This is a genomic window from Pedococcus sp. P1_H8 (assembly GCF_056405175.1).
The window spans coordinates 88,307-108,305 of the sequence record NZ_JBFUCP010000004.1 but is presented as its reverse complement, the minus strand read 5'-3'; the positions used below and the strand labels follow the sequence as shown (position 1 = coordinate 108,305).

At 70.7% G+C, this 19,999-nt stretch carries 17 protein-coding genes; 9 read left to right on the top strand and 8 right to left on the bottom strand.

Translation table 11 applies throughout. From position 1 onward, the window contains the following. Position 1 precedes the first annotated feature (1 nt). Positions 2 to 943, bottom strand: a complete 942-nt coding sequence (locus AC1DYG_RS05935; RefSeq protein ID WP_477638965.1) for a LysR family transcriptional regulator — start codon at positions 941 to 943, stop codon at positions 2 to 4. A gap of 108 nt (positions 944 to 1,051) precedes the next feature. Here AC1DYG_RS05935 and gabT point away from each other — a divergent pair, with 108 nt between their 5' ends. Further along, the gene (gene gabT / locus AC1DYG_RS05930; RefSeq protein WP_477638964.1) at positions 1,052 to 2,392 is read left to right on the top strand and encodes a 4-aminobutyrate--2-oxoglutarate transaminase; all 1,341 of its coding nucleotides are present in this window, start codon (positions 1,052 to 1,054) and stop codon (positions 2,390 to 2,392) included. Positions 2,393 to 2,422: 30 nt separating this feature from the next. After that, a complete protein-coding gene (locus AC1DYG_RS05925; RefSeq protein WP_477638963.1) occupies positions 2,423 to 3,889 on the top strand; it encodes an NAD-dependent succinate-semialdehyde dehydrogenase in 1,467 nt (488 codons plus the stop codon). 137 nt (positions 3,890 to 4,026) lie between these two features. On the opposite strand, the gene AC1DYG_RS05920 is transcribed toward AC1DYG_RS05925, so the two are convergent. From AC1DYG_RS05920 to AC1DYG_RS05910, 3 genes are all read right to left on the bottom strand, one after another. After that, positions 4,027 to 4,323: a DUF3303 domain-containing protein gene (locus tag AC1DYG_RS05920; RefSeq protein WP_477638962.1), complete on the bottom strand. Its 297-nt coding sequence runs from the start codon at positions 4,321 to 4,323 to the stop codon at positions 4,027 to 4,029. A 251-nt stretch (positions 4,324 to 4,574) separates the two neighbouring features. Further along, positions 4,575 to 5,801 carry a nuclease-related domain-containing protein gene (locus AC1DYG_RS05915; protein WP_477638961.1) on the bottom strand — a complete coding sequence of 409 codons (1,227 nt, stop codon included), beginning with the start codon at positions 5,799 to 5,801 and terminating at the stop codon, positions 4,575 to 4,577. 220 nt (positions 5,802 to 6,021) lie between these two features. Further along, positions 6,022 to 6,942 (bottom strand): cation diffusion facilitator family transporter, encoded by a 921-nt coding sequence (locus AC1DYG_RS05910; protein ID WP_477638960.1) that lies wholly within the window; start codon positions 6,940 to 6,942, stop codon positions 6,022 to 6,024. A gap of 438 nt (positions 6,943 to 7,380) precedes the next feature. Here AC1DYG_RS05910 and AC1DYG_RS05905 point away from each other — a divergent pair, with 438 nt between their 5' ends. Further along, positions 7,381 to 9,642, top strand: coding sequence for a DEAD/DEAH box helicase (locus AC1DYG_RS05905; RefSeq protein WP_477638959.1), 2,262 nt, complete (start codon positions 7,381 to 7,383; stop codon positions 9,640 to 9,642). A gap of 22 nt (positions 9,643 to 9,664) precedes the next feature. On the opposite strand, the gene AC1DYG_RS05900 is transcribed toward AC1DYG_RS05905, so the two are convergent. The 4 genes from AC1DYG_RS05900 to AC1DYG_RS05885 all read right to left on the bottom strand — a co-directional run bounded on the left by AC1DYG_RS05900 (position 9,665) and on the right by AC1DYG_RS05885 (position 13,059). Then, entirely contained in the window at positions 9,665 to 10,126 is a 462-nt protein-coding gene (locus AC1DYG_RS05900; RefSeq protein WP_477638958.1) for a hypothetical protein, read from the bottom strand. 140 nt (positions 10,127 to 10,266) lie between these two features. After that, a complete protein-coding gene (locus tag AC1DYG_RS05895) occupies positions 10,267 to 11,646 on the bottom strand; it encodes a DUF4331 domain-containing protein (RefSeq protein WP_477638957.1) in 1,380 nt (459 codons plus the stop codon). A gap of 3 nt (positions 11,647 to 11,649) precedes the next feature. Further along, positions 11,650 to 11,910, bottom strand: a complete 261-nt coding sequence (locus AC1DYG_RS05890) for a hypothetical protein (RefSeq protein WP_477638956.1) — start codon at positions 11,908 to 11,910, stop codon at positions 11,650 to 11,652. A 156-nt stretch (positions 11,911 to 12,066) separates the two neighbouring features. Then, positions 12,067 to 13,059, bottom strand: coding sequence for a MerR family transcriptional regulator (locus tag AC1DYG_RS05885; protein WP_477638955.1), 993 nt, complete (start codon positions 13,057 to 13,059; stop codon positions 12,067 to 12,069). Between the two features lie 103 nt (positions 13,060 to 13,162). Here AC1DYG_RS05885 and AC1DYG_RS05880 point away from each other — a divergent pair, with 103 nt between their 5' ends. The 6 genes from AC1DYG_RS05880 to AC1DYG_RS05855 all read left to right on the top strand — a co-directional run bounded on the left by AC1DYG_RS05880 (position 13,163) and on the right by AC1DYG_RS05855 (position 19,979). Beyond that, positions 13,163 to 14,380 (top strand): heparan-alpha-glucosaminide N-acetyltransferase domain-containing protein, encoded by a 1,218-nt coding sequence (locus AC1DYG_RS05880; protein ID WP_477638954.1) that lies wholly within the window; start codon positions 13,163 to 13,165, stop codon positions 14,378 to 14,380. Positions 14,381 to 14,448: 68 nt separating this feature from the next. Beyond that, positions 14,449 to 15,822 (top strand): NAD(P)/FAD-dependent oxidoreductase, encoded by a 1,374-nt coding sequence (locus AC1DYG_RS05875; protein WP_477638953.1) that lies wholly within the window; start codon positions 14,449 to 14,451, stop codon positions 15,820 to 15,822. After that, the gene (locus AC1DYG_RS05870) at positions 15,819 to 16,550 is read left to right on the top strand and encodes a DUF1365 domain-containing protein (RefSeq protein ID WP_477638952.1); all 732 of its coding nucleotides are present in this window, start codon (positions 15,819 to 15,821) and stop codon (positions 16,548 to 16,550) included. The genes AC1DYG_RS05875 and AC1DYG_RS05870 overlap by 4 nt, the downstream gene beginning before the upstream one ends. Then, positions 16,547 to 17,884 carry a class I SAM-dependent methyltransferase gene (locus AC1DYG_RS05865; protein ID WP_477638951.1) on the top strand — a complete coding sequence of 446 codons (1,338 nt, stop codon included), beginning with the start codon at positions 16,547 to 16,549 and terminating at the stop codon, positions 17,882 to 17,884. The genes AC1DYG_RS05870 and AC1DYG_RS05865 overlap by 4 nt, the downstream gene beginning before the upstream one ends. Then, positions 17,881 to 19,194, top strand: a complete 1,314-nt coding sequence (locus AC1DYG_RS05860) for a class I SAM-dependent methyltransferase (protein ID WP_477638950.1) — start codon at positions 17,881 to 17,883, stop codon at positions 19,192 to 19,194. The genes AC1DYG_RS05865 and AC1DYG_RS05860 overlap by 4 nt, the downstream gene beginning before the upstream one ends. Further along, positions 19,194 to 19,979 (top strand): DUF1295 domain-containing protein, encoded by a 786-nt coding sequence (locus AC1DYG_RS05855; protein WP_477638949.1) that lies wholly within the window; start codon positions 19,194 to 19,196, stop codon positions 19,977 to 19,979. The genes AC1DYG_RS05860 and AC1DYG_RS05855 overlap by 1 nt, the downstream gene beginning before the upstream one ends. Positions 19,980 to 19,999: the final 20 nt, after the last annotated feature.

Here is a 19,999-nt window from a genome sequence, read left to right as displayed (position 1 = left end):
CTCACGGAGCCGGCCTATGGCGCCGTCCCCGGCGCCCCGCCGGCGTCACCTGCTCGCCGTAGCGGGCCACGCAGAAGGCGGCCAATCGCGCGGCGAGGCGGCCGATGGTCGCTGCGCCGTGGTGGTCTGGTTGCCAGGCGGCGTACAGGCTGATCCCCAGGGGACCGCTGGGACCGTCGATCCCGAGCGGCTGGAGGTCGAACCGCGGGTCGTCCGACACCACCGCGATCCCGCGGCCTGACGCGGCGACCGCCTGGGCGACCTCCGGTGAGCCGAACTCGTGCAGATCGGTGTAGGCGAGGCGCGCTGCTGCCGCCGCGCTGTCGAGGGCACGACGCGGGTGGTAGTCGCGGTTCTGGGTCAGGAGGGGACGCTCGACCAGCTCTGACAGCGGGACCTGGCCGCGTCCGGCCCACTCGTGGGTCCGCGGGACATAGGCCCACACGGGCAGGTCGGCGAGGGCCAACCCGGCGAGCTGGTTCGGGGGAGGCGTCGTGCCGATGGCGAGGTCCGCCCCCATCGCGAGGGTGGCGTAGACCGACCCCGGCGCCTCCTCCAGCACCGCGGGCATCGGGTCGTCGGCCTCCAGGGTGGCGAGGAAGGGAGCCACGACGTCGGTAAGGGTGGTGCCTGGGGCAGCGATCGCGACGTGCTGCAGTCGGCCGGCGGCGATCGCAGCAGCGATGTCGAGGACCGCCTCGGCCTGGACCACGAGCGACCGGGCGACGGGGAGGAACTCGACACCGGCGGCGCTCAGCCGTAGCCGACCCTCGTCGCGCACGAAGAGATCGACCCCCAGCTCGCGTTCCAGCTGGCGCATCTGGCGCGACAGGGAGGGCTGGGTGACGTGCACGGCGGCGGCTGCCGCCGTCACCGATCCCTCGTCGGCGACCGCGACGAGGTATCGCAGGGTGCGGATCTCCATGGCATGCCTCCGAGGCATCAGATCAAGGCTCAATAGGTATTGGACAGCATGCTATGCCAGGGCTGAGGCTGGATGGAGACCACGCGCCATACCTCAGTCCTTTCCCCTGTCCCACAAGGAGATTCCATGTCCGCAGTCGTCGAGCAGCGTCGTCGCCTCGTCACGGCCATCCCCGGTCCCCGATCCCAGGCGTTGCAGGCGCGCAAGGTGGCGACCGTTGCCGCCGGGGTGGCCACGGGTCTGCCGGTGTACATCGAGCGGGCGGCCGGGGGAGTGCTCGTCGATGTGGACGGCAACCACCTCATCGACTTCGGCTCGGGCATCGCGGTGACCACCGTGGGCAGCTCGGCGCCGCGGGTCGTGGCGCGCGTGCAGCAGCAGGTGGAGGAGTTCACCCACACCTGCTTCATGGTGACGCCCTACGAGGAGTACCTCGCGGTCTGCGAGAAGCTCGCTGCCGTCACGCCCGGGACGCACGAGAAGCGGTCGGCGCTGTTCAACTCCGGTGCCGAAGCCGTCGAGAACGCGGTGAAGATCGCACGGGTGTTCACGGGTCGCACTGCGGTCGTGGCCTTCGACCACGCCTACCACGGGCGCACGAACCTGACCATGGCCCTGACGGCGAAGAACATGCCCTACAAGCAGGGTTTCGGGCCGTTCGCCTCCGAGGTCTACCGCGTTCCGATGGCCTACCCGTACCGCTGGGCGGGCGACCGCACCCGGGTGGCCGATGAGGCGTTCGAGGCCTTCACCTCACAGGTGCACGCCCAGGTCGGCGAGGAGAACGTCGCGGCCGTCATCATCGAGCCGATCCAGGGGGAGGGCGGGTTCATCGTGCCCCCCCAGGGGTGGCTGCGCCGAGTGGCCGAGTGGTGCCGCGGGCACGGCATCGTCTTCATCGCGGACGAGATCCAGACCGGCTTCTGTCGGACGGGTGACTGGTTCGCGTGCGACCACGAAGGTGTTGTCCCAGACCTCATCACGACGGCCAAGGGGATTGCGGGCGGCCTGCCCTTGGCGGCGGTCACCGGCCGCGCGGAGATCATGGATGCCGTGCACGCCGGCGGCCTGGGCGGCACCTACGGAGGCAACCCGGTCGCGTGTGCTGCGGCGCTCGGCGCCATCGAGACCATGGAGGCGGAGGACCTGTGTGGGCGCGCCCGCGAGGTCGAGTCGCTGTTCACGGACCGGCTCCATCAGCTCGCCGAGAAGTTCGACGTCGTCGGCGAGATCCGCGGCCGTGGCGCCATGCTCGCCGTCGAGCTGGTCGTGGGCGGGGGCGACGACAGCCCCAACCCGGGGCTCACTGCGCGGATCAGCACGTCGTGTCACCAGCAGGGGCTGGTCACGCTGACGGCAGGCACCTACGGCAACGTGTTGCGGTTCCTGCCGCCGCTGGCCATCTCCGACGAGCTGCTGCACGAGGGACTCGACATCCTCGAGCAAGCCTTCGCATCCAACGCCTGAGAACGACTGCGGCACAAGGAGATACAACACATGACACTGTCACCCGCAGAGGTGGCTCTTGCCGCCTCGGTCCCCACCGGGCTCTTCATCGACGGCACCTGGCGCGAGGCTTCCGACGGGGCGCGAGTGCCGGTGGAGGACCCCTCCACCGGACTGGTCTTTGCCAGCGTCGCTGACGCCACGGTGTCCGACGGGGGCGACGCCCTTGCCGCCGCTTCGGCGGCGCAGGCGAGCTGGGCTGCGACGTCGCCGCGGGAGCGCAGCGAGCTCCTGCGGGCGGCATACGAGCTGCTCACCGAGAGGGCTGAGGACTTCGCGACCTTGATGACCCTCGAAATGGGCAAGCCACTCGCCGAGGCGCGAGGCGAGGTTGCCTACGGCGCCGAGTTCTTCCGGTGGTTCTCCGAGGAGGCGGTGCGCATCTCAGGGCGGTGGATGACCGCCCCCAACGGCGCCACCCGGCTGCTCACCATGAAGAAGCCGGTCGGACCCACCTTGATGATCACGCCGTGGAACTTCCCGCTCGCGATGGGGACCCGCAAGATCGGCCCGGCTATCGCCGCCGGCTGCACCATGGTGGTCAAGCCGGCGACGCAGACACCGCTGTCCATGCTCGCTCTGGCCGCCCTGCTCGACGAGGTCGGGCTCCCGGCGGGGGTGCTCAACGTCATCACGACGACCCGCACCGCCCAGGTGGTGGAACCTCTGGTCCGGGACGTGCGCACCCGCAAGCTCACCTTCACCGGCTCGACGCCCGTCGGATGCACGCTGGTCGAGCAGTCGGCCGAGCAGTTGCTGAGGGTCTCCATGGAGCTCGGCGGCAACGCGCCCTTCCTCGTGTTCGACGATGCAGACCTGGACGGAGCGGTCGATGGCGCGATGCTCGCCAAGATGCGCAACATGGGCGAGGCCTGCACGGCAGCCAATCGGTTCCTCGTGCAGGCCGGTGTGGCCGACGAGTTCGCCGCCCGCCTCACGGCGCGGATGGAGCAGCTGTCCGTCGGACGCGGCACCGAGGAGGGTGTGGATGTGGGTCCGCTGATCGACGCCGCGGCCCGGGCCAAGGTCAGCGAGCTCGTGGACGACGCGGTGCTGCGCGGCGCCCGCGTTGCCTGTGGAGGCAAGCCCGTGGGTGAGCGTGGTTATTTCTTCGCCCCCACGGTTCTCACCGACGTACCGGCCGATGCACGGCTCCTGCGCGAGGAGATCTTCGGCCCAGTGGCGCCGATCGCGACCTTCGACACCGAGGACGAGGCCATCGCGCGCGCCAACGCGAGTGAGTACGGTCTCGCGGCCTACGTCTTCACCCGCGACCTGTCGAGAGTGCTGCGGCTGGCCGAGGGGCTCGAGTTCGGCATGGTCGGCGTCAACCAGGGCATCGTGTCCAACGCGGCCGCGCCGTTCGGTGGGATGAAGGCCTCAGGTTTTGGACGCGAGGGCGGGTTCGAAGGCATCGAGGAGTACCTCGAGACGACGTACGTGGGCATCGCCCCCTAGCCTTCGGAACGCGCGGACCAGTGGTCCCGGCCTTCTGCCGTGCCCGTGTGGATGGTGAGTCTTTGAAGGATCCGCCGCGTCCTGGCGCGGCGGATCCTTCAAAGACTGGCGTTCAGAGGGAGCTGGAGCCTCCGGTGTCAGGCGATGGAGGCCCGGAACGCGATTCCCTCGCCGGCGATTTCCGCCGACTCCTCGATGGGATGGATGGGCCTGGCCGTGAAGCGGAGCCAGGGCGTGAACGGCGCCACCGTTCGGGCGAGGGTCGCAGCGCTGTCGACCTCGACGATGGCCACGCCACCTTCTCCGTCCGCGAAACCGTAGAAGCCTTGGAAGTCGGCCCCATCGGGCGGTTTCCACCCCTGGAAGACCGCCAGCGAACGGGCCGCGGCTTCCTCAGAGACGTCGGCGAACTCCCAGACGACATGCATCAACATGACCCGAAACCTCCAGTGTGGGATCTGGATCGCCGGGGCGAGTCCCCGGTTCAGACGCCGGGGCTCCCTGGCAGCGGCCACGGGCCACTGACGTCGCACCCAGCCTGCGCGGAGCCCGCCCACGAAGCCACCGGCAAATGGGTGAGAGAAGGCCCGGACCACTGCTCCGGGCCTTCGCTCACCTTACGTGCCTCAGGTATGCCGCGTGGCTGGGTCCGTGCTGCGATGGCATGACTTCCTCCCTGCGGGAGTCATGCCACCGCGGGCAGCCGCTCGGCCAGGAAGTCCCGCAGCGTGTCGCGGTCGTCCGGGCCGTAGGGGCCGGAGCCGGCCACCAGTGCCGTGAGACCGCTGGGGCGCAGCACGTGCATCCCGCCGACCTCGAGGTCGGCCACGGCCAGGGGCAGCAGGCCGTCGACGAAGCACAGGGCCCCGGTCACTGGCACGTCCGGGAGTCCGGCGGCCACCAGGATCAGGCGGAGCACCTCGACGCGCTGGGCGATCGCCCGCACGGCGGGGGTCAGGACCCGACCGCCGACCACGAGGTCGTCGCTGGCGGCGTCCGGCTCACCCGCTGGGCGGACCTCGATCGAGGCGTTCTTGAAGTGCAGGGCGTCGATGACGTAGACGCCGCCCGCGCCGATCGCGATGTGCTCGATGCGGCCACGGCGACCGGGCACTCGCCGGTTGTGCAGCGACACCACGCCCTTCGTGGTGGCTGCGCCAAGAAGTTCGGAGACCGCTGCATGCGCCTTGCTGACCTTCGGCTGGGCCTGCTGGGTCCGGAAGGCTCGCACCGTCAGCAGGCGGGTGAACAGCCCTGCTCGGCGACGTGGTGCCGACGCCGGCATGCTCTGCTCCTCAGCCGCCGATGCTGCGTGGCGTGAGCGACGCGTTTCTGTCGCGGCGATCGACTGGGCGATCGTCTGGGTCACGGCTGCGGAGGCGGCAGGGGCGACCGGCGGCGCGGCCTGTGGCACGGCTTGTGGCACGGCCGGCTGCTGTGCAGGCGGAAGGAACGCGGTGGGCGCCGTCGGCGCCGACGGGCCCGCGAGCTCGGCATCGCGCACCGGGTCGATCCGAGGCTTGCGCCGCGGCAGGATGATCAGCTGCTCAGGTGGCGCGGTCTCGTCCGGACCGACGATGGGGGCCGGTCCGGAGAACGGCGTCGACGACCACTCGGTGGGCACGTGGAGGACCTCCGGCCCGGAGGGGCGCCGCGTCGATGAAGACCTCTCACGAAGGGCCTTCAGCGTCGCCGCGATGACCAGCTCGTCCGCGGTCCAGATTGCAGGTAGCACCGCCGCGGTGGCGCGTGAGGCGTCATCGGCTTCGGGTCGGGCGGACTCGGCCGACAGGCAGGTGAGGCACACGACTCTTTCCTGCGGCGGGGCATACCCCGCCCGCTCGCCCGCTCCGACGAGCTCCCCGCAGCCGCACACTCCGGCTCGTTCCAATCTGACGATCTCAGGCACCATGGCGCCCACCCCCTTGGGTTCGAGGCTGCCAATGTGACACCCCGCGCTAGCACCCAGGCGGTCTTTGTGTGCGAAGTGGGCAGATTTGAGTACGCGGCCCGTATACGTTTGGTTGATTCAGGTAAGGACTTGGCCAAATCCCTAGTGTGCTCCACGCCCTCGGCGTACAATAACGCGGCTGCTCGGACTCATTGTCGCTTCAGTCCCACCGGCCCCACCGCTACCACGTCACTTCCTTGCAACCCGTGTGCGTGTCGGGCTCGACCTGCAGCGTGGCGTGCTCGACGCCGAACTGGCTGCGCATCACCTGCATGGCCTGGTCGAGCACCCCGTGGGAGTCGGCGTGCTCGCTCGTGACCAGGTGTGCGGTGGCGACGTTCATGCCCGAGGTCAGCGTCCAGACATGGAGGTCGTGGACGTCGCGCACCCCGGGGACGCCGGCGAGCGCCCGGGCCACCGTGTCGGGGTCCATTCCGGCGGGGGCCTGCTGCCCGAGGACCACCATGACCTCACGTCCCAGCATGACCGCCCGGACGGCCACGAAACCCGCGATCGCCAGGGCGATCCCGGTGTCCCACCACGCGCTTCCCGTGGCGGCGACCAGGACGCCGGCGGCGATGACGCCGGCCGAACCCAGCGTGTCGGCCACCACCTCGAGGTAGGCGCCCTTGACGTTCAGGGACTCCGCCGCGCCGCCGCGCAGGAGCGTCAGGCAGACGACGTTGACGACCAGGCCGATCGAGCCGACGACGAGCATGGGTCCCGATGAGACCTCGACCTCCGCGCCGATCCGTCGGATCGCCTCGAGGGCGATGTAGGCGGCGACACCGAGCATGAGCAGGACGGTGAGACCTGAGGCAAACACCTCGGCGCGATAGGACCCGAACGTCCGTCGGCCCGTGGTGTCGGGCCGTGCCGCGATCCGGGTGGCGACCAGCGCCGCTCCCAGCGCGACGACATCGGCGGCCATGTGGCCGGCATCGCTGAGCAGGGCCAGGGATCCGGAGAGGAGCCCGGTGACCAGCTCGACGACGAAGAAGCCGGCCACGAGGACGAACGCGGTGCGCAGCCGCCAGCGGTGGGCCGCGCCCGGGTGACCGTGCGAGTGGCCCTGCGGGAGGCGGTGCGAGTGGCCGTTCACGACGGCACGTCAGCGCCGGCGGCTGCGGCGGGCTCGCTCACGCAGCGCATGTCCCGATCGTACGTCACGGCGGGCCAGCCCGGCCTCCGCGCGCTGGACGGTATGCCGCGTCGACGGCACGGTGTTCGCCGCGTGGCCGCACCGGGAGGTACTATCGACGTGTTCCGGCTCCCGGCCGTACCGCAACTCTGGCAACACCGCAGCTCTGTCAACGACTGAGCTCGAAGCCTGGCGGACCTCGATCCGTGGTCGTCGGTTGCACGCGTGGGCGAGCCGTCGGGGTCGGCACGTCGATCTGTCCCAGCACGGCGGGACCGCGGAGCAGGCGGTCCTCCGGGCCGCTCGGCTCGGCGTCCCACACCGCCCCGGCCGCGCGCCTGCGCGACACGTGTCGTTCCGCTCGGCCCGCTCTTCGCGGGCATCCTTCAGGAGGAGTTCTTGGCTCAGCGAGGCCAGCGCCAGTCCGGCGCCCAGCGCACCCAGCGACGCGGTCGCCCCCTCGACAACGAGGGGATCATCCCCGTTTTGGCGCGCGCCGTGCGAGAGGTCGAGACGGACGCGCAGCGCGGCCGGGTCAAGCCTGCCGGACGGGTGAAGTTCCAGGTCATCGGTCTGTTGGTCCGCGAGGAGCGCGCCCGGGTGAAGGCCGACTCCACCGCCACGACGGCTGAGCGCGAAGCCCAGCTCAAGCGGCTCGACGGGATCGCGACGATCCTGGCCAAGACTGCAGCGAGGGACACCTCCCTGCTCGCCCTGCTCGCCGAGGACGCCGTGGTCAGCCAGGCGGCCTCGGGTCTACGGCGTGACATGGTGCGCGCCGCTGGTCTGGAGCCCGAGCCTGAAGCGGCCGAGCCGGAGGCGACCGCAGGGACGGTGGCCCCGCCCGAGCGTCGCGCGGTGCCGCAGTCCGTCGTCGCCCGCCAGCTCGCCAACCCGTTCCTCGCTCCCGACTTCAGCGCAGTCGCGCCACGCAAGCCCACGACCGGTCGGTTGGCCAGCTGGGAGCTCCTCGGGCCGCTGTTCAGGGCCTTCGAGTACGGCGGCGACTCGTCCTGCATGTCCCTGCCCGAACCGGTCAGCGTCCTGCGCGGGGCCGGCGAGCTCCAGCTCATGCACCACCAGGGTCAGGTCGTCGCGGCAGCGGCAGCGGGGCACCGCAGCTTCCTGCTCGCCGACGAACCGGGTCTGGGCAAGACGGCGCAGGCGCTGCTGGCTGCCCAGGCCGCGAACGCCTACCCGCTGCTGGTCGTCGTCCCCAACGTGGTCAAGGCCAACTGGGCCCACGAGGCGGAGCTGTGGACCCCTGGCCATCCCGCCACCGTGATCCACGGCAACGGTGACACCATCGACGGGTTTGCCGACATCGTCGTCGTCAACTACGAGGTCCTCGACCGTCACGTCGGATGGCTCGGTGACCTGGGGTTCCGCGGGATGGTCGTCGACGAGGCCCACTTCATCAAGAACAAGACCTCGCAGCGCTCGCAGCACGTGCTGCAGCTCGCCGAGCGGATCCGCACCCGCACCCCCAATCCCTTGCTCATGGCCCTCACCGGCACCCCGCTCATCAACGACATCGAGGACTTCAAGGCCATCTGGCAGTTCCTCGGCTGGATCGAGGAGAAGAAGCCGCGGCACACGCTGATGGCCGCCCTCGAGGAGACCGGGTTGACCCCGGCCGACTCCGGTTTCTACTCCGCGGCCCGCACCAGCGTCATCGACCTCGGCATCGTCCGTCGTCGCAAGGTCGACGTGGCCGCAGACATCCCCGCCCGCCGCGTCGCGGACCTGCCCGTCGAGCTGGACGACGATGCCGGCCGGTCCATCCGGGCCGCCGAGCAGGAGCTCGCGCGTCGACTCGTCAAGCGCTACCACGCCGCACTCGAAGCCCGCACGTCCGGAGTCGTCGTCGAAGGCATCGACCACGACCTCGTCCGCCGGGTGGCGACCTGGGAGCGCGAGGAGGGCAGCAAGGCCAAGTCCGGCGACAACGTGTTCACCGTGATGCGCCGGATCGGCCAGGCCAAGGCAGGGCTGGCCGCCGACTACGCGGGACAGCTCGCGCGCAGCGTCGGCAAGGTCGTCTTCTTCGCCAAGCACATCGACGTCATGGACGTCGCGGAAGAGACCTTCGCCCGGCGCGGGGTCAGGTACTCCTCGATCCGTGGCGACCAGACCCCCAAGGTGCGCAAGGCCAACATCGACGCCTTCGTCAATGACCCCGACGTCGCCATCGTCGTCTGCTCCCTGACGGCCGCCGGAGTGGGGCTCAACCTCCAGGTCGCCTCCAACGTCGTGCTGGCCGAGCTGTCCTGGACCGCCGCCGAGCAGACCCAGGCCATCGACCGGGTCCACCGCATCGGTCAGGACGAGCCGGTCACGGCCTGGCGGATCATTGCCGCCCAGACGATCGACGCCAAGATCGCCCAGCTGATCGACAGCAAGGCGGGGCTCGCGGCCCGGGCCCTCGACGGCTCCGACGAGGAGGTCGGCTCCTCGGCGGACGTGCAGCTCGAGGCCCTCGTAGCCCTGCTCACCGAGGCCCTGGCCGAGGAGCTCGGCGCAGCCGCCGAAGCGGTAGACGCGCTGGCCGCAACCGTCTCGCCTGCCACGGCCTCCGGCTCGGCCCGGGCTGAGGCGCCGGTCGCCCCGGTCCCGGCGCTCGACCTGTTCTCCACCACGGAGCTGTCGGCCACGCAGTAGGCGCGTCCGTCCGACCGAAACCCTAGGCGGGCCAGCGGTTCCGCGTGACCTGGCCGCCCGTGACCGACGCCGTCATCGCGACCGGACCGGACGGCAGGACGTAGAGCTCGTACTCGCCCTCGGTCACCGAGGGGTAGACGAGCGTGTGGACGACACCCTCGCCGTCGGGTCGGGCCACGACTGCGACGTGCGGGTATGCCGCGTGGCCGGGCGCCGCGTGGCCGCAGCCCGCTGCCGGGTGGACGTGATCGTGATCGTGCTCGTGGTTGTGGTGGTGGTCGGCCGAGGAGTGGCCGGGCGTGGGGGAGTGCCCCTGGCGGGCGGCGGTTCGGGCGCCGGCGGCGGTCGCGCCCGAAGGACGCAGCTCCACCTCGAGGCCTTCGCTCTGCGCCGGCATGACCACGACGAGGGCGCCCACGTCGCCACCGATGTCGAGCAGCACCGGTCCCTGACCGGCATACGGGTTCTCGCTGTTGCCGCCCATGGCGGCCTCCTTGCTGATGGTCGTCCCTGCTGTTGACGGTGACTGAGGTTGGTGGTGACTGACGGGCACAGCGCGGTGTCGTGACCCGATGAGCCGTGGCGGCGACCGGCTGGTGGTCCCCGGTCGCCGCCACGACGATCTCAGGCCGCGGGCGTCCCGGGCATCGTCTGGTAGCCCCCGGCCGGGTGGCCGAGGTAGGGGAAGGCGTCCAGGTAGGGCGCGTTCGTGTTGGAAGTTCCGTCCGTGAGGCCGCCGGTGGCGGCGTCGGGGGTGAAGCTCGGGTCGACGAGCGGGATGGTCGCCCCCGCCACCGCACGCAGCTCGATCGCCACGACGTCGTCGATCACCCGTCGGCCGTTCGGGAAGCCCGCGGCGTCACCCGCGACCAGCCCGATCGGGTTGGGGTTGGCGGTCGGAGGGACTGCGACATTGAGGCGGAGCATGTCCGCCTGGGTGCTTCCGGTGTAGTTCTGGAAGCCGGGGACGACACCCTTCGGGATGCCGGTCAGCAGGATCGCGAGCAGGTCGGCCCGGTCCTTGGTGTAGGCCGCCAGCTGGGGGAAGACGCCGGGGTACAGGACCGGGAGGAGCTTGGCCAGCTCCGGCTGGGCCACGTACTTGGCGAAGGTGGAGTCGTCGTAGGGCTGGGTGGCGTTCCAGCGGTCCTTCTTGGCCATCGGCGTGATGACCTCGTTGAACAGCGGGTTCCCCAGCCGGGAGACCTGGCTGAACGGACCGCGCCACGAGTAACGTCCCAGCGTGTCGTCCCAGATCCGCGACTTCTGTCGGCTGGCGGTGGCCCAGACGCCGATGACCGATCCTGCGTCGAGCGGGTCGGTCGGCCGCTTCGCCCCGCGGGTCAGGTCGGCGATCGGCACCTGGATGGCGATGCTGTGGACGTTGAGTCCTTGGGTTCCGTTGACCCCGACCGCGGTGGCCGACGGGATCAGGTGCGCCATCTGGAACGGTCGCAGCGTGCCGAGGTCGAAGATGCTCCCCAGGTCCACGTGGAAACCCTCGGCCCGTTGGCCGGCGAAGACCCTGCGGCCACCCTGGATCGAGTGGACCGCCTGGCCAGCCAGTGTCGAGTAGTTCGGTGTGCTGCGCGGGCCGATGTTGACCGGAGGACAGGACAGTCGGCTGGCCAGTAGCGCTCCCGTGTCGCCCCGGGCCACGCGGGTGACCGAGTAGGACTGGGGACGGTTCCAGGCCGGATCGGAGATCGAGCTGATCGGACCGGTGTTGTAGAGGAAGGTGGAGTCGTTGCGGACCTTGGTGCTGAACCGGAACTGGTAGGTCACGTCAGCCCGGGCGTCGCCCTTGTTGCTCACGTGGATCTCGTACAGCACGTCGTCCCCGAACTCGTAGAAGTTCGGTCCGCCCTGCGGGTTCTGGAACGGGATGAAGTTGGCGATCAGCGTGACGGTGTCGGGCCTGTCGGGGCTGACGAACGCGTAGACGTCGGTGTTGTCGGCCACCGGGTCCTTGGAGACCTCAGGGGCTTCGCGGTGTGAGGACATGGGTCACTTCCTCGCGGCCCGGGTGAGGCGGCGCACGAGGTCGGCATCCTCGACGACGACCTCGTCCTCGCCGAACAGGATGGACACGTGCCCCGTCGACACGTCGTCGATGTAGGCAACCAGGGGCTGGCCGTCCGGGTCCGCTGCATCCGGTCGGGACGTGCTCGGGGCGGCGAGCGCCCCGGGGGCGGCCACGACGGCCGCTGCGGCTGCGGCGCTCGACCCGGCCGCAGCCAGGAAGATTCGCCGGGATGTATCGCTCATTGCTGACTCCTTGAGAGGGCGTGGGCACCCTGATCCCACGCGTGCGGGTGGCCAAGCCAGCTGGGCACCAATCGTCGCTGGCGTGACCCACCTCACATTCGGACTTCCGGAKMTCCGGAAGTTCCACTTCCAACAGGCGGGGTATGCCGGCTGGCTTCAGCCGGCGGCGGCGGCTCGCAACGCCTCGGCCAGGGTGTGTGCCGCTGCGGACACCGTGTGGCCCAGCGGGACGGTGCCCTGACCGACCTCGAACTGGGCGCCCCCGCCGACGTGCACGGTGAGCCGCGGCCTCGCTGCGTGGAGCGCCGCCACCGTTTCGCGCACGGCCAGGACGTCCGTGCCGGTCGGCACCCCGATGACGACGGCCGCGGGATCGTGGTGCTGGACCACCGAGACCCAGTGCTGGGCGGGCAGGTCGGCGCCGAGGTAGACGACCTCGACCCCCGCCCGGCGCAGGAGGACGGAGAACGCCAGGATGCCGAGCTCGTGGTGTGACCCGCGGGCCAGGCCCACTGCGACGCGTGGCCCGTGCGGGACCGTGGGTGCAGCCTCCATCGCGACCCCCAGCTTCCGGTGCAGCGTGGCGCTGACGACGTGCTCGCCGGCGACGTCCACCCGCCCGGCCTTCCACTGGTCGCCGAGCATCTGGAGTGCGGGCATCAGCCAGGTGTCCACGACCTGTTCGAGGCTTCCCTCCGCGAACGCCCGGTTGACGGCCTCACCGACGGCGGCCGGGTCCATCTCGGCGGCTCCCCGCGCCAGCGCGGTGACATCCCAGGCTCCTCGAGCCACCGGCGCGTCCCCGTCGGGGGCGCGTCCCGTGAAGGCGGCGTTCCCGGCCGCGCCACCGGCCGCGTCACCGTCCGCGCCACCGGCCGCACCCGTGAGGTAGGCCTCCCACGGCTGGTGCTGCTCGTCGTCGGGGGAGTCCGTGGTGTCGGAGCGCAGGTGCTCCGCCGCCTGGCGCGGCGACCAGCCGGCGGCGACCAGGGCGGCCATCGCCCGGAGCAGCTGCAGCCCTCGCTCGTCATACAGCCGGTAGCCACCCTCGGTGCGGACCGGCTTCACCAAGCCGTAGCGCCGCTCCCAGGCTCGCAGGGTGGCGGACGGTACGCCGGTCAGGCGAGCGGCGTGCCCAATCGTGTACACGCTGGCAGCGTCCCACATCGCGCGTGGGCGCCGTCCCAGATCGTTGGGCAAACCATGGACAGCAATCGGCTCACGGTGCTGGCGCTGCTGACAGGATGTGGCCATGAGCCAGCCCGTCCTGCCCGAGGTGGCTCCGGGCCGGATCGTCGGCGTCGACGTGGCACGCGCGCTCGCCCTCCTCGGGATGATGGCCACGCACATGCTCCCTGGCATCGAGGGCACCCACGTGCCGTGGCCGCAACAGGTGGCGGGAGGACGCGCGTCGGCCCTCTTCGCCGTCCTTGCCGGCCTCAGCGTGGCGCTGGTGAGTGGGCGCACGACGCCAGTGCGCGGACGTGCCCGGTATGCCGCGTCGATCCGCCTGGTCGTCCGCGCGGGATGCCTCGGCGCCCTGGGCCTGCTGCTGGGACTCGTGCCCTCGGGCATCGCGGTGATCCTGACGTTCTACGCAGTGCTGTTCCTGCTCGGCCTGCCGTTCCTCGGCCTGCGGGCGCCGGCCTTGGCCGCGCTCGCCACCGTCTGGGCCCTCGTGGCGCCCGTCGTCTCGCTAGTGGTGAGGCCCCACCTGCCTGTGCACGTCGTCGGCAGCCCCACACCGGAGTCCCTGATGTCGCCCCACCTGCTGCTCAACGAGCTGCTGCTCGTCGGCTACTACCCGGCCTTCGTGTGGCTGGCCTACCTCTTCGCCGGGATGGCGATGGGCCGGGTCGACCTGCGACGCAAGGGAGTTGACGTGTGGCTCCTCGCGGTGGGGGTATCCCTGGCGGTGGCGGCGACTGTGGTCTCCAAGGCGCTTCTTGCCCGCCCGGACGCTGCTGCCGCGCTCGCCTCGACCTACCCCGATTCCTCGGTCGGCTCCGACCCCGCCGCCCTGCACGCGGCCCTGACGCACGGCCTGCACGGCACGACGCCCACGGGCTCGTGGTGGTGGCTCGCCACCGTGGCGCCGCACTCCGGCACGCCGCTGGACCTCGCGCAGACCATCGGGAGCGCGATGGCCGTGGTGGGCCTGTGCCTGCTCGTGACGAGGGTCCAGCCCCGCGCGTGGGCGGCGGCCTTCGGTGCTGGCGCCATGACGCTGAGTCTCTACACCCTCCACGTGCTCCAGATGGGCCGCGGCTGGTGGCCCGACCTCGAGACGCCCGACAGCTACGACGACCAGGTGCTCATCGTCCTCGGCATCGGCGCGGTCCTGGCCCTGATCCCCCTGCGCGGGCCACTCGAGGCCGCTGTGTCCTTCCTGGCCCGCGCCGCGGCGGCGCCCTTAGGTGAGCCGGCCCGCGAACCAAGCCCCACGGCATACCGGCGCCCGCGGCAGTGACCCCCCAATCCACCAGGTCGGGCGCGCCGAATCACTGTCGACCCGTCACCCCGAACGGATGGACCACCATGTCTGCACCACGCCGCGCCGTCATCGGCAGCGGAATCGCGGGACTCGCCGCAGCTCACGTGCTCAGCACGCGGGGCCCCGTGACGTTGTACGAAGCCGACGACCGCCTCGGCGGCCACGCCGACACCCACGAGGTGCAGGTCGACGGCCGAACCATCGGTGTCGACACCGGCTTCATCGTGCACAACGACCGCACGTACCCCACCCTTCTGCGCCTGTTCGGCGAGCTCGACATCGCGACGCAGGAGTCGGACATGAGCATGTCCGTGCGCGACGACGAGACGGGCCTGGAGTATGCCGGGGCCCGGGCTGCCCGGGGCCTGTTCCCGCGGGTGCGCAACCTGACCGACCCGGCCTACCTGCGCATGCTCACCGAGGTGAAGAAGTTCCACCGGGAGGCGCGCACGGTCCTGGCCCGGGAGGCCACCGACTCCGACCGCGACGAGACCCTGGGTGCGTTCGCCGCGCGCTGCGGCTTCAGCGCCTACTTCACCCGCCATTTCCTCGAGCCGGTCGTGGCCGCGGTCTGGTCCTGCGACCCGGCAGTGTCCCTGGAGTACCCGGCCCGCTACCTCTTCGAGTTCCTCGACCACCACGGGATGCTCACCGTCTTCGGCTCGCCGACGTGGCGCACCGTGACAGGCGGCTCCAAGCGCTATGTCGAGGCGCTGGCTGCCGGTCTGGCCGACATCCGGTTGTCCACCCCGGTGCGCTCCGTCGTCGAGACTCCTGAGGGGGTCGTCGTGACGGACGCCCACGGCCTCAGCGAGACCTTCGACTCCGTCGTGGTCGCGGCCCACCCGCACCAGGCCCTGGCCATGCTGGCCGAGCCGACCCAGGCCCAGCGCGACGTCCTCGGGGCGATCCGCTACTCGACCAACGTCGCACAGCTTCACACCGACGAGTCGGTGCTGCCCCGGTCCGCCGGGGCACGCGCCTCGTGGAACTACTGGCGGCGCGCCGAGTCCGGCGGCACCGGCGTGCTGGTCACCTACGACCTCACCCGCCTGCAACGGCTCGACGTGCCGGACCGTCGCTTCCTCGTCACACTGAACGGCGTGGACTGCGTGGACCAGAGCCTGGTCATCGACACGATGCACTACGAACACCCGCTCTACACACCGGAATCCGTTGCAGCTCAACGCCGCCTTCCCGAGATCAACACCAGTCGCGTCGCCTTCGCCGGGGCCTACCACGGCTGGGGGTTCCACGAGGACGGCGCCCGCTCGGGTGTCGCCGCGGCTGCTGCCCTCGGGGTCCCGTGGTCGGTCTCGGGCGTCGTCGACGTCGTCGACCTCGACCTCGACGAGCGGGCCGACCTGCCCGACGGACAGGAGGCGGAGGGTGACCTCGAGGAGGTGGGTGCTCGATGAAGGCCTCGCCCTCGACGCGCATCTACGCGACCTCGATCATCCACACCCGCACGTCGCCGATCCGGCACCGGTTCACCAACCGCAGCCACACCTGGCTGGTCGACCTCGACGACCTGCCGCGGCTGGGCGTGCTCGGCCGACTCGCCAGCTTCGAGTCGCGTGACCACCTCGGCACCCCCGAGCGCAGCCTGCGCGAGAACCTCGACACTTTCCTCGCCACCCGGGGCGTCGACCTGGAGGGTGGTCAGATCCTCATGCTGACGACGCCCCGCGTCCTCGGCGCAGTGTTCAACCCGATCAGCGTCTACTGGTGCCGTACCGCGGACGGCCGGCTCGCGTGCAACGTCGTCGAGGTCCACAACACCTACGGCGACCGGCACGCCTACCTCGTGCACGCCGACGAGCACGGTCACGCCGAGGTCGACAAGGCGCTCTACGTCAGCCCGTTCAACGACGTGTCCGGCAGCTATCGGCTGACCATCCCGACACCCGCCGACAAGGTCCACGTCCGGGTCGTCCTCGACCGTCCCGGCCAGGACCCCTTCGTGGCCGGCCTGCGCGGACGCGCCCTGCCGGTGCGAACCATCACCGTCGTCAAGCTCGCCCTGACCCAACCACTCGAACCCCTTGCCGTTGCAGCGCGAATCCGCTGGCACGGCATCCGACTGTGGCTGCGCCGCCTGCCGGTCCAGCCACGCCCTTCCCACCACCAGGAGGCAGTCCAGTGACCACCGCCATTGCAGGCCTGTCCACCCGGCCCGCCATCGACGCCAGCCGCTGGCCCGACCTGACGGCTCGGCGGGCCAAGGTGCGCCAGGCCGTCGAGGGCGCCGTCGCCCGCCGGATCTTCCTGTCCGCCGCGCGACGGCTGCCCGTCCGCATCCAGCTCGGTCGTGAGGCGATCGTGGGCGGTTCCGCCACCGATCCGCAGGCGCCGCTGATGGTCCTCGACCGCCCGGACGCGTTCTTTGCAGCCCTCGGGGCGGGGGGCCTCATCGGCTTCGGCGAGTCCTACATGGCCGGCGACTGGCACGCCGACGACCTCGGCGGCCTGCTCGAGGTGTTTGCCGCCCAGATGGGCACGCTGATCCCCGAGCCGCTGCAGAAGCTCCGCGCCTTCTACGTCGCCCGTGCGCCGCACACCGAGCGGAACACGACGCAGAACACGCGCAGCAACATCGCCCGGCACTACGACCTGTCCAACGACATGTTCGCCACCTTCCTCGACGGCACCCTGAGCTATTCCTCGGCGCTGTTCACCGGTGACGAGCAGGCCGGCCGACCGGTCGCGGGGGAGTCCGTCACCACCAGCACTCCCCGTGAAGTGCCCAGCTGGGACCAGCTCGCGGATGCCCAGCGCCAGAAGGTCGACCGCATGCTCGACTCGGCCGGAGTGGGCGAGGGCAGCCGCGTGCTGGAGATCGGCACGGGCTGGGGCGAGCTCGCGATCCGGGCTGCCGCCCGGGGCGCCACCGTCCTGTCGGTCACCCTGTCGAGCGAGCAGCAGGCCCTGGCGCGGGAGCGCATCGCCGCGGCGGGCTACAGCGACGCCGTGTCCGTCGAGCTGCTGGACTACCGACTCGTCGAGGGCGAGTTCGACGCCGTCGTGTCGGTCGAGATGATCGAGGCGGTCGGGCACCAGTACTGGGGCGAGTACTTCCGCAAGATCGACAGCGTCCTGGCCCCCGGCGGCAAGGTCGCCGTCCAGGCGATCACCATGCCGCACGACCGGATGATGGCCACGAAGTACACGTACACGTGGATCAACAAGTACATCTTCCCCGGGGGCTTCCTGCCCTCGACCGAGGCGATCGTCGAGGTCAACCGCGAACACACCTCGCTGCACGTCAGTGAGCGCCTGTCCTTCGGGCAGCACTACGCCGAGACGCTGCGGCTCTGGGACGAGCGCTTCCTGTCCTCGCTCGACCGGGTGCGCCAGCTCGGGTTCGACGAGGTGTTCGACCGCATGTGGCACTTCTACCTCGAGTACTCACGGGCCGGCTTCCGCTCGGGATACCTCGACGTCCAGCAGCTGGTGCTGGAGCGGGAGGGTGGCCGATGACCACCATCGACAGGGTCGAAACCCCTACTGCCACCACGGCATCCGGTGTCGCTGCCCAGATCGCCATCGCGGTGGCACCATTCGTGGGCGGCGACCTACCCGTGCGCCTCACGGCATGGGACGGCAGCGAGGCGGGCCCCGCCGACGCGCCGCACGTCACGATCCGCTCTCCCCGCGCCCTGCGCCGCCTCCTGCGCCACCCCGGTGAGCTCGGAGCGGCCCAGGCCTACGTCACCGGCGAGCTCGACGTCGAGGGCGACCTCGACGTGGCCCTCACGCACGTGTGGTCGGTGGCGCAGCAGCGCCGGCTCAGCGGCATACGTCCCACGCCTGCGGCGATCGCCGCGGTGCTCAAGGTCGCCCGGGGGGCCGGCGCCATCGGACTTCCGCTGCCGGCCCCGGCCAGCCAGGCGGTGCTGAAGGGACGGCTGCACAGCGTGGGGCGCGACCGTCAGGCGATCCACCACCACTACGACCTGTCCAACGACTTCTACAGCCTCATCCTCGACCGGCACCTGGCCTACTCGTGCGGCTACTGGCGGTCCACCGCCGCCGACTACACCGTCGAGGACGCCCAGCGCGACAAGTTCGAGCTCGTGGGGCACAAGCTGGGCCTCCGCCCGGGATCGAGACTGCTCGACGTGGGCTGTGGCTGGGGCTCCATGAGCCTGTATGCCGCAGAGCACTTCGGCGCCCAGGTCACCGGCGTGACCATCGCGGCCGAGCAGAAGAAGTTCATCGATGCGCGGATCGCCGAGCGGGGTCTGCAGGACCGCGTGGAGATCCGGCTGCAGGACTACCGCGAGGTGCCGGACGACGGCTTCGACGCCGTCGTCTCCCTGGAGATGGGCGAGCACGTCGGGCAACGCAACTACCGGACGTATGCCGCGGTGCTGCACGACAAGGTCCGTCCCGGCGGGCGGGTCCTCGTGCAGCAGATGTCCCGTCGTGGTCGCCATCCCGGTGGGGGGCCCTTCATCGAGTCTTTCATCGCTCCCGACATGCACATGCGTCCGGTGGGCGAAACCGTTGACCTCATTGAGAGTTCGGGCTTGGAGGTGCGCGACGTGCACGCCCTGCGCGAGCACTACGTGCGCACCGTGGCCGCCTGGCACCACACGTTCGAGGAGAACATCGACCAGGTCGTCGCCCTCGTCGGCGAGGAGGTGGCCCGCGTCTGGCGGCTCTACCTCGTCGGTGGGGCGCTGGCCTTCCGCGACGGCCGGATGGGCGTCGACCAGATCCTCGCCGTCCGTCCCGACCACGGCATGTCCGACCTCGAGCCGGTGCGTCCGGCAGAGTGGTCCTGATGTTCGACACCTCGAACTTCCTTGCGGTCACTGGGTTCTCGCTCCTGGCGGTCGCCGTCCTGATGGTCGCGACCGCGGTGGAGGGGCACCGGCAGGGACGCGTCAGCGTCGTCGACACCACGTGGGGCCTGGGCTTCGTCGTCGTGGCTGCCGTCGCGGCCGTCGTCGGTGACGGTGCAGGGTGGCGCCGCGTGGCACTCCTCGTCGTCGTGGCCGTCTGGGGGCTGCGGCTCGCCTGGCACATGCACCAGCGCAACAGCGGCAAGGGGGAGGACCCGCGCTACGCGGAGATGCTGGCGCAGGAGACGGGCAACCCGACGTGGGTGGCCATTCGCAAGGTGTACGCGACCCAGGGCCTTGCGGTCTGGTTCGTCTCGCTTCCCATCCAGGTCAGCGCGGCCAGCGGCAAGGGGGTGGTCCTCGTGGCGGTCCTGGGCTTCCTGCTCTGGACTCTCGGCGTCACCTTCGAGGCACTGGGGGACAAGCAGCTCAAGGACTTCAAGGCCGACCCCGCCACCAAGGGCAGGGTCATGGACCGCGGCCTCTGGTCCTGGACCCGGCACCCCAACTACTTCGGTGACTCCTGCGTCTGGTGGGGGATCTGGCTGGTTGCGGCGAGCGCCTGGCCGGGGGTCCTCACCGTGCTGTCCCCGGTGGCGATGACCTACTTCCTCGTCTTCGCCACTGGGGCTCGGCTCCTCGAGAAGCACATGGCCGAGCGTCCCGGCTACGCCGAGTACCAGCAGCGCACGAGCTACTTCCTGCCACGCCCACCCCGACGCTGAGAGATCCAGACGGGGGCAAA

Coding starts and splice junctions, on each gene's coding strand:
- gabT (WP_477638964.1), top strand. CDS start 1,052: ATGTCCGCAGTCGTCGAGCAGCGTCGTCGCCTCGTCACGGCCATCCCC.
- AC1DYG_RS05870 (WP_477638952.1), top strand. CDS start 15,819: ATGAAGGCCTCGCCCTCGACGCGCATCTACGCGACCTCGATCATCCAC.
- AC1DYG_RS05895 (WP_477638957.1), bottom strand. CDS start 11,646: ATGTCCTCACACCGCGAAGCCCCTGAGGTCTCCAAGGACCCGGTGGCC.
- AC1DYG_RS05935 (WP_477638965.1), bottom strand. CDS start 943: ATGCCTCGGAGGCATGCCATGGAGATCCGCACCCTGCGATACCTCGTC.
- AC1DYG_RS05925 (WP_477638963.1), top strand. CDS start 2,423: ATGACACTGTCACCCGCAGAGGTGGCTCTTGCCGCCTCGGTCCCCACC.
- AC1DYG_RS05880 (WP_477638954.1), top strand. CDS start 13,163: ATGAGCCAGCCCGTCCTGCCCGAGGTGGCTCCGGGCCGGATCGTCGGC.
- AC1DYG_RS05890 (WP_477638956.1), bottom strand. CDS start 11,910: ATGAGCGATACATCCCGGCGAATCTTCCTGGCTGCGGCCGGGTCGAGC.
- AC1DYG_RS05875 (WP_477638953.1), top strand. CDS start 14,449: ATGTCTGCACCACGCCGCGCCGTCATCGGCAGCGGAATCGCGGGACTC.
- AC1DYG_RS05900 (WP_477638958.1), bottom strand. CDS start 10,126: ATGGGCGGCAACAGCGAGAACCCGTATGCCGGTCAGGGACCGGTGCTG.
- AC1DYG_RS05860 (WP_477638950.1), top strand. CDS start 17,881: ATGACCACCATCGACAGGGTCGAAACCCCTACTGCCACCACGGCATCC.
- AC1DYG_RS05855 (WP_477638949.1), top strand. CDS start 19,194: ATGTTCGACACCTCGAACTTCCTTGCGGTCACTGGGTTCTCGCTCCTG.
- AC1DYG_RS05915 (WP_477638961.1), bottom strand. CDS start 5,801: ATGGTGCCTGAGATCGTCAGATTGGAACGAGCCGGAGTGTGCGGCTGC.
- AC1DYG_RS05920 (WP_477638962.1), bottom strand. CDS start 4,323: ATGTTGATGCATGTCGTCTGGGAGTTCGCCGACGTCTCTGAGGAAGCC.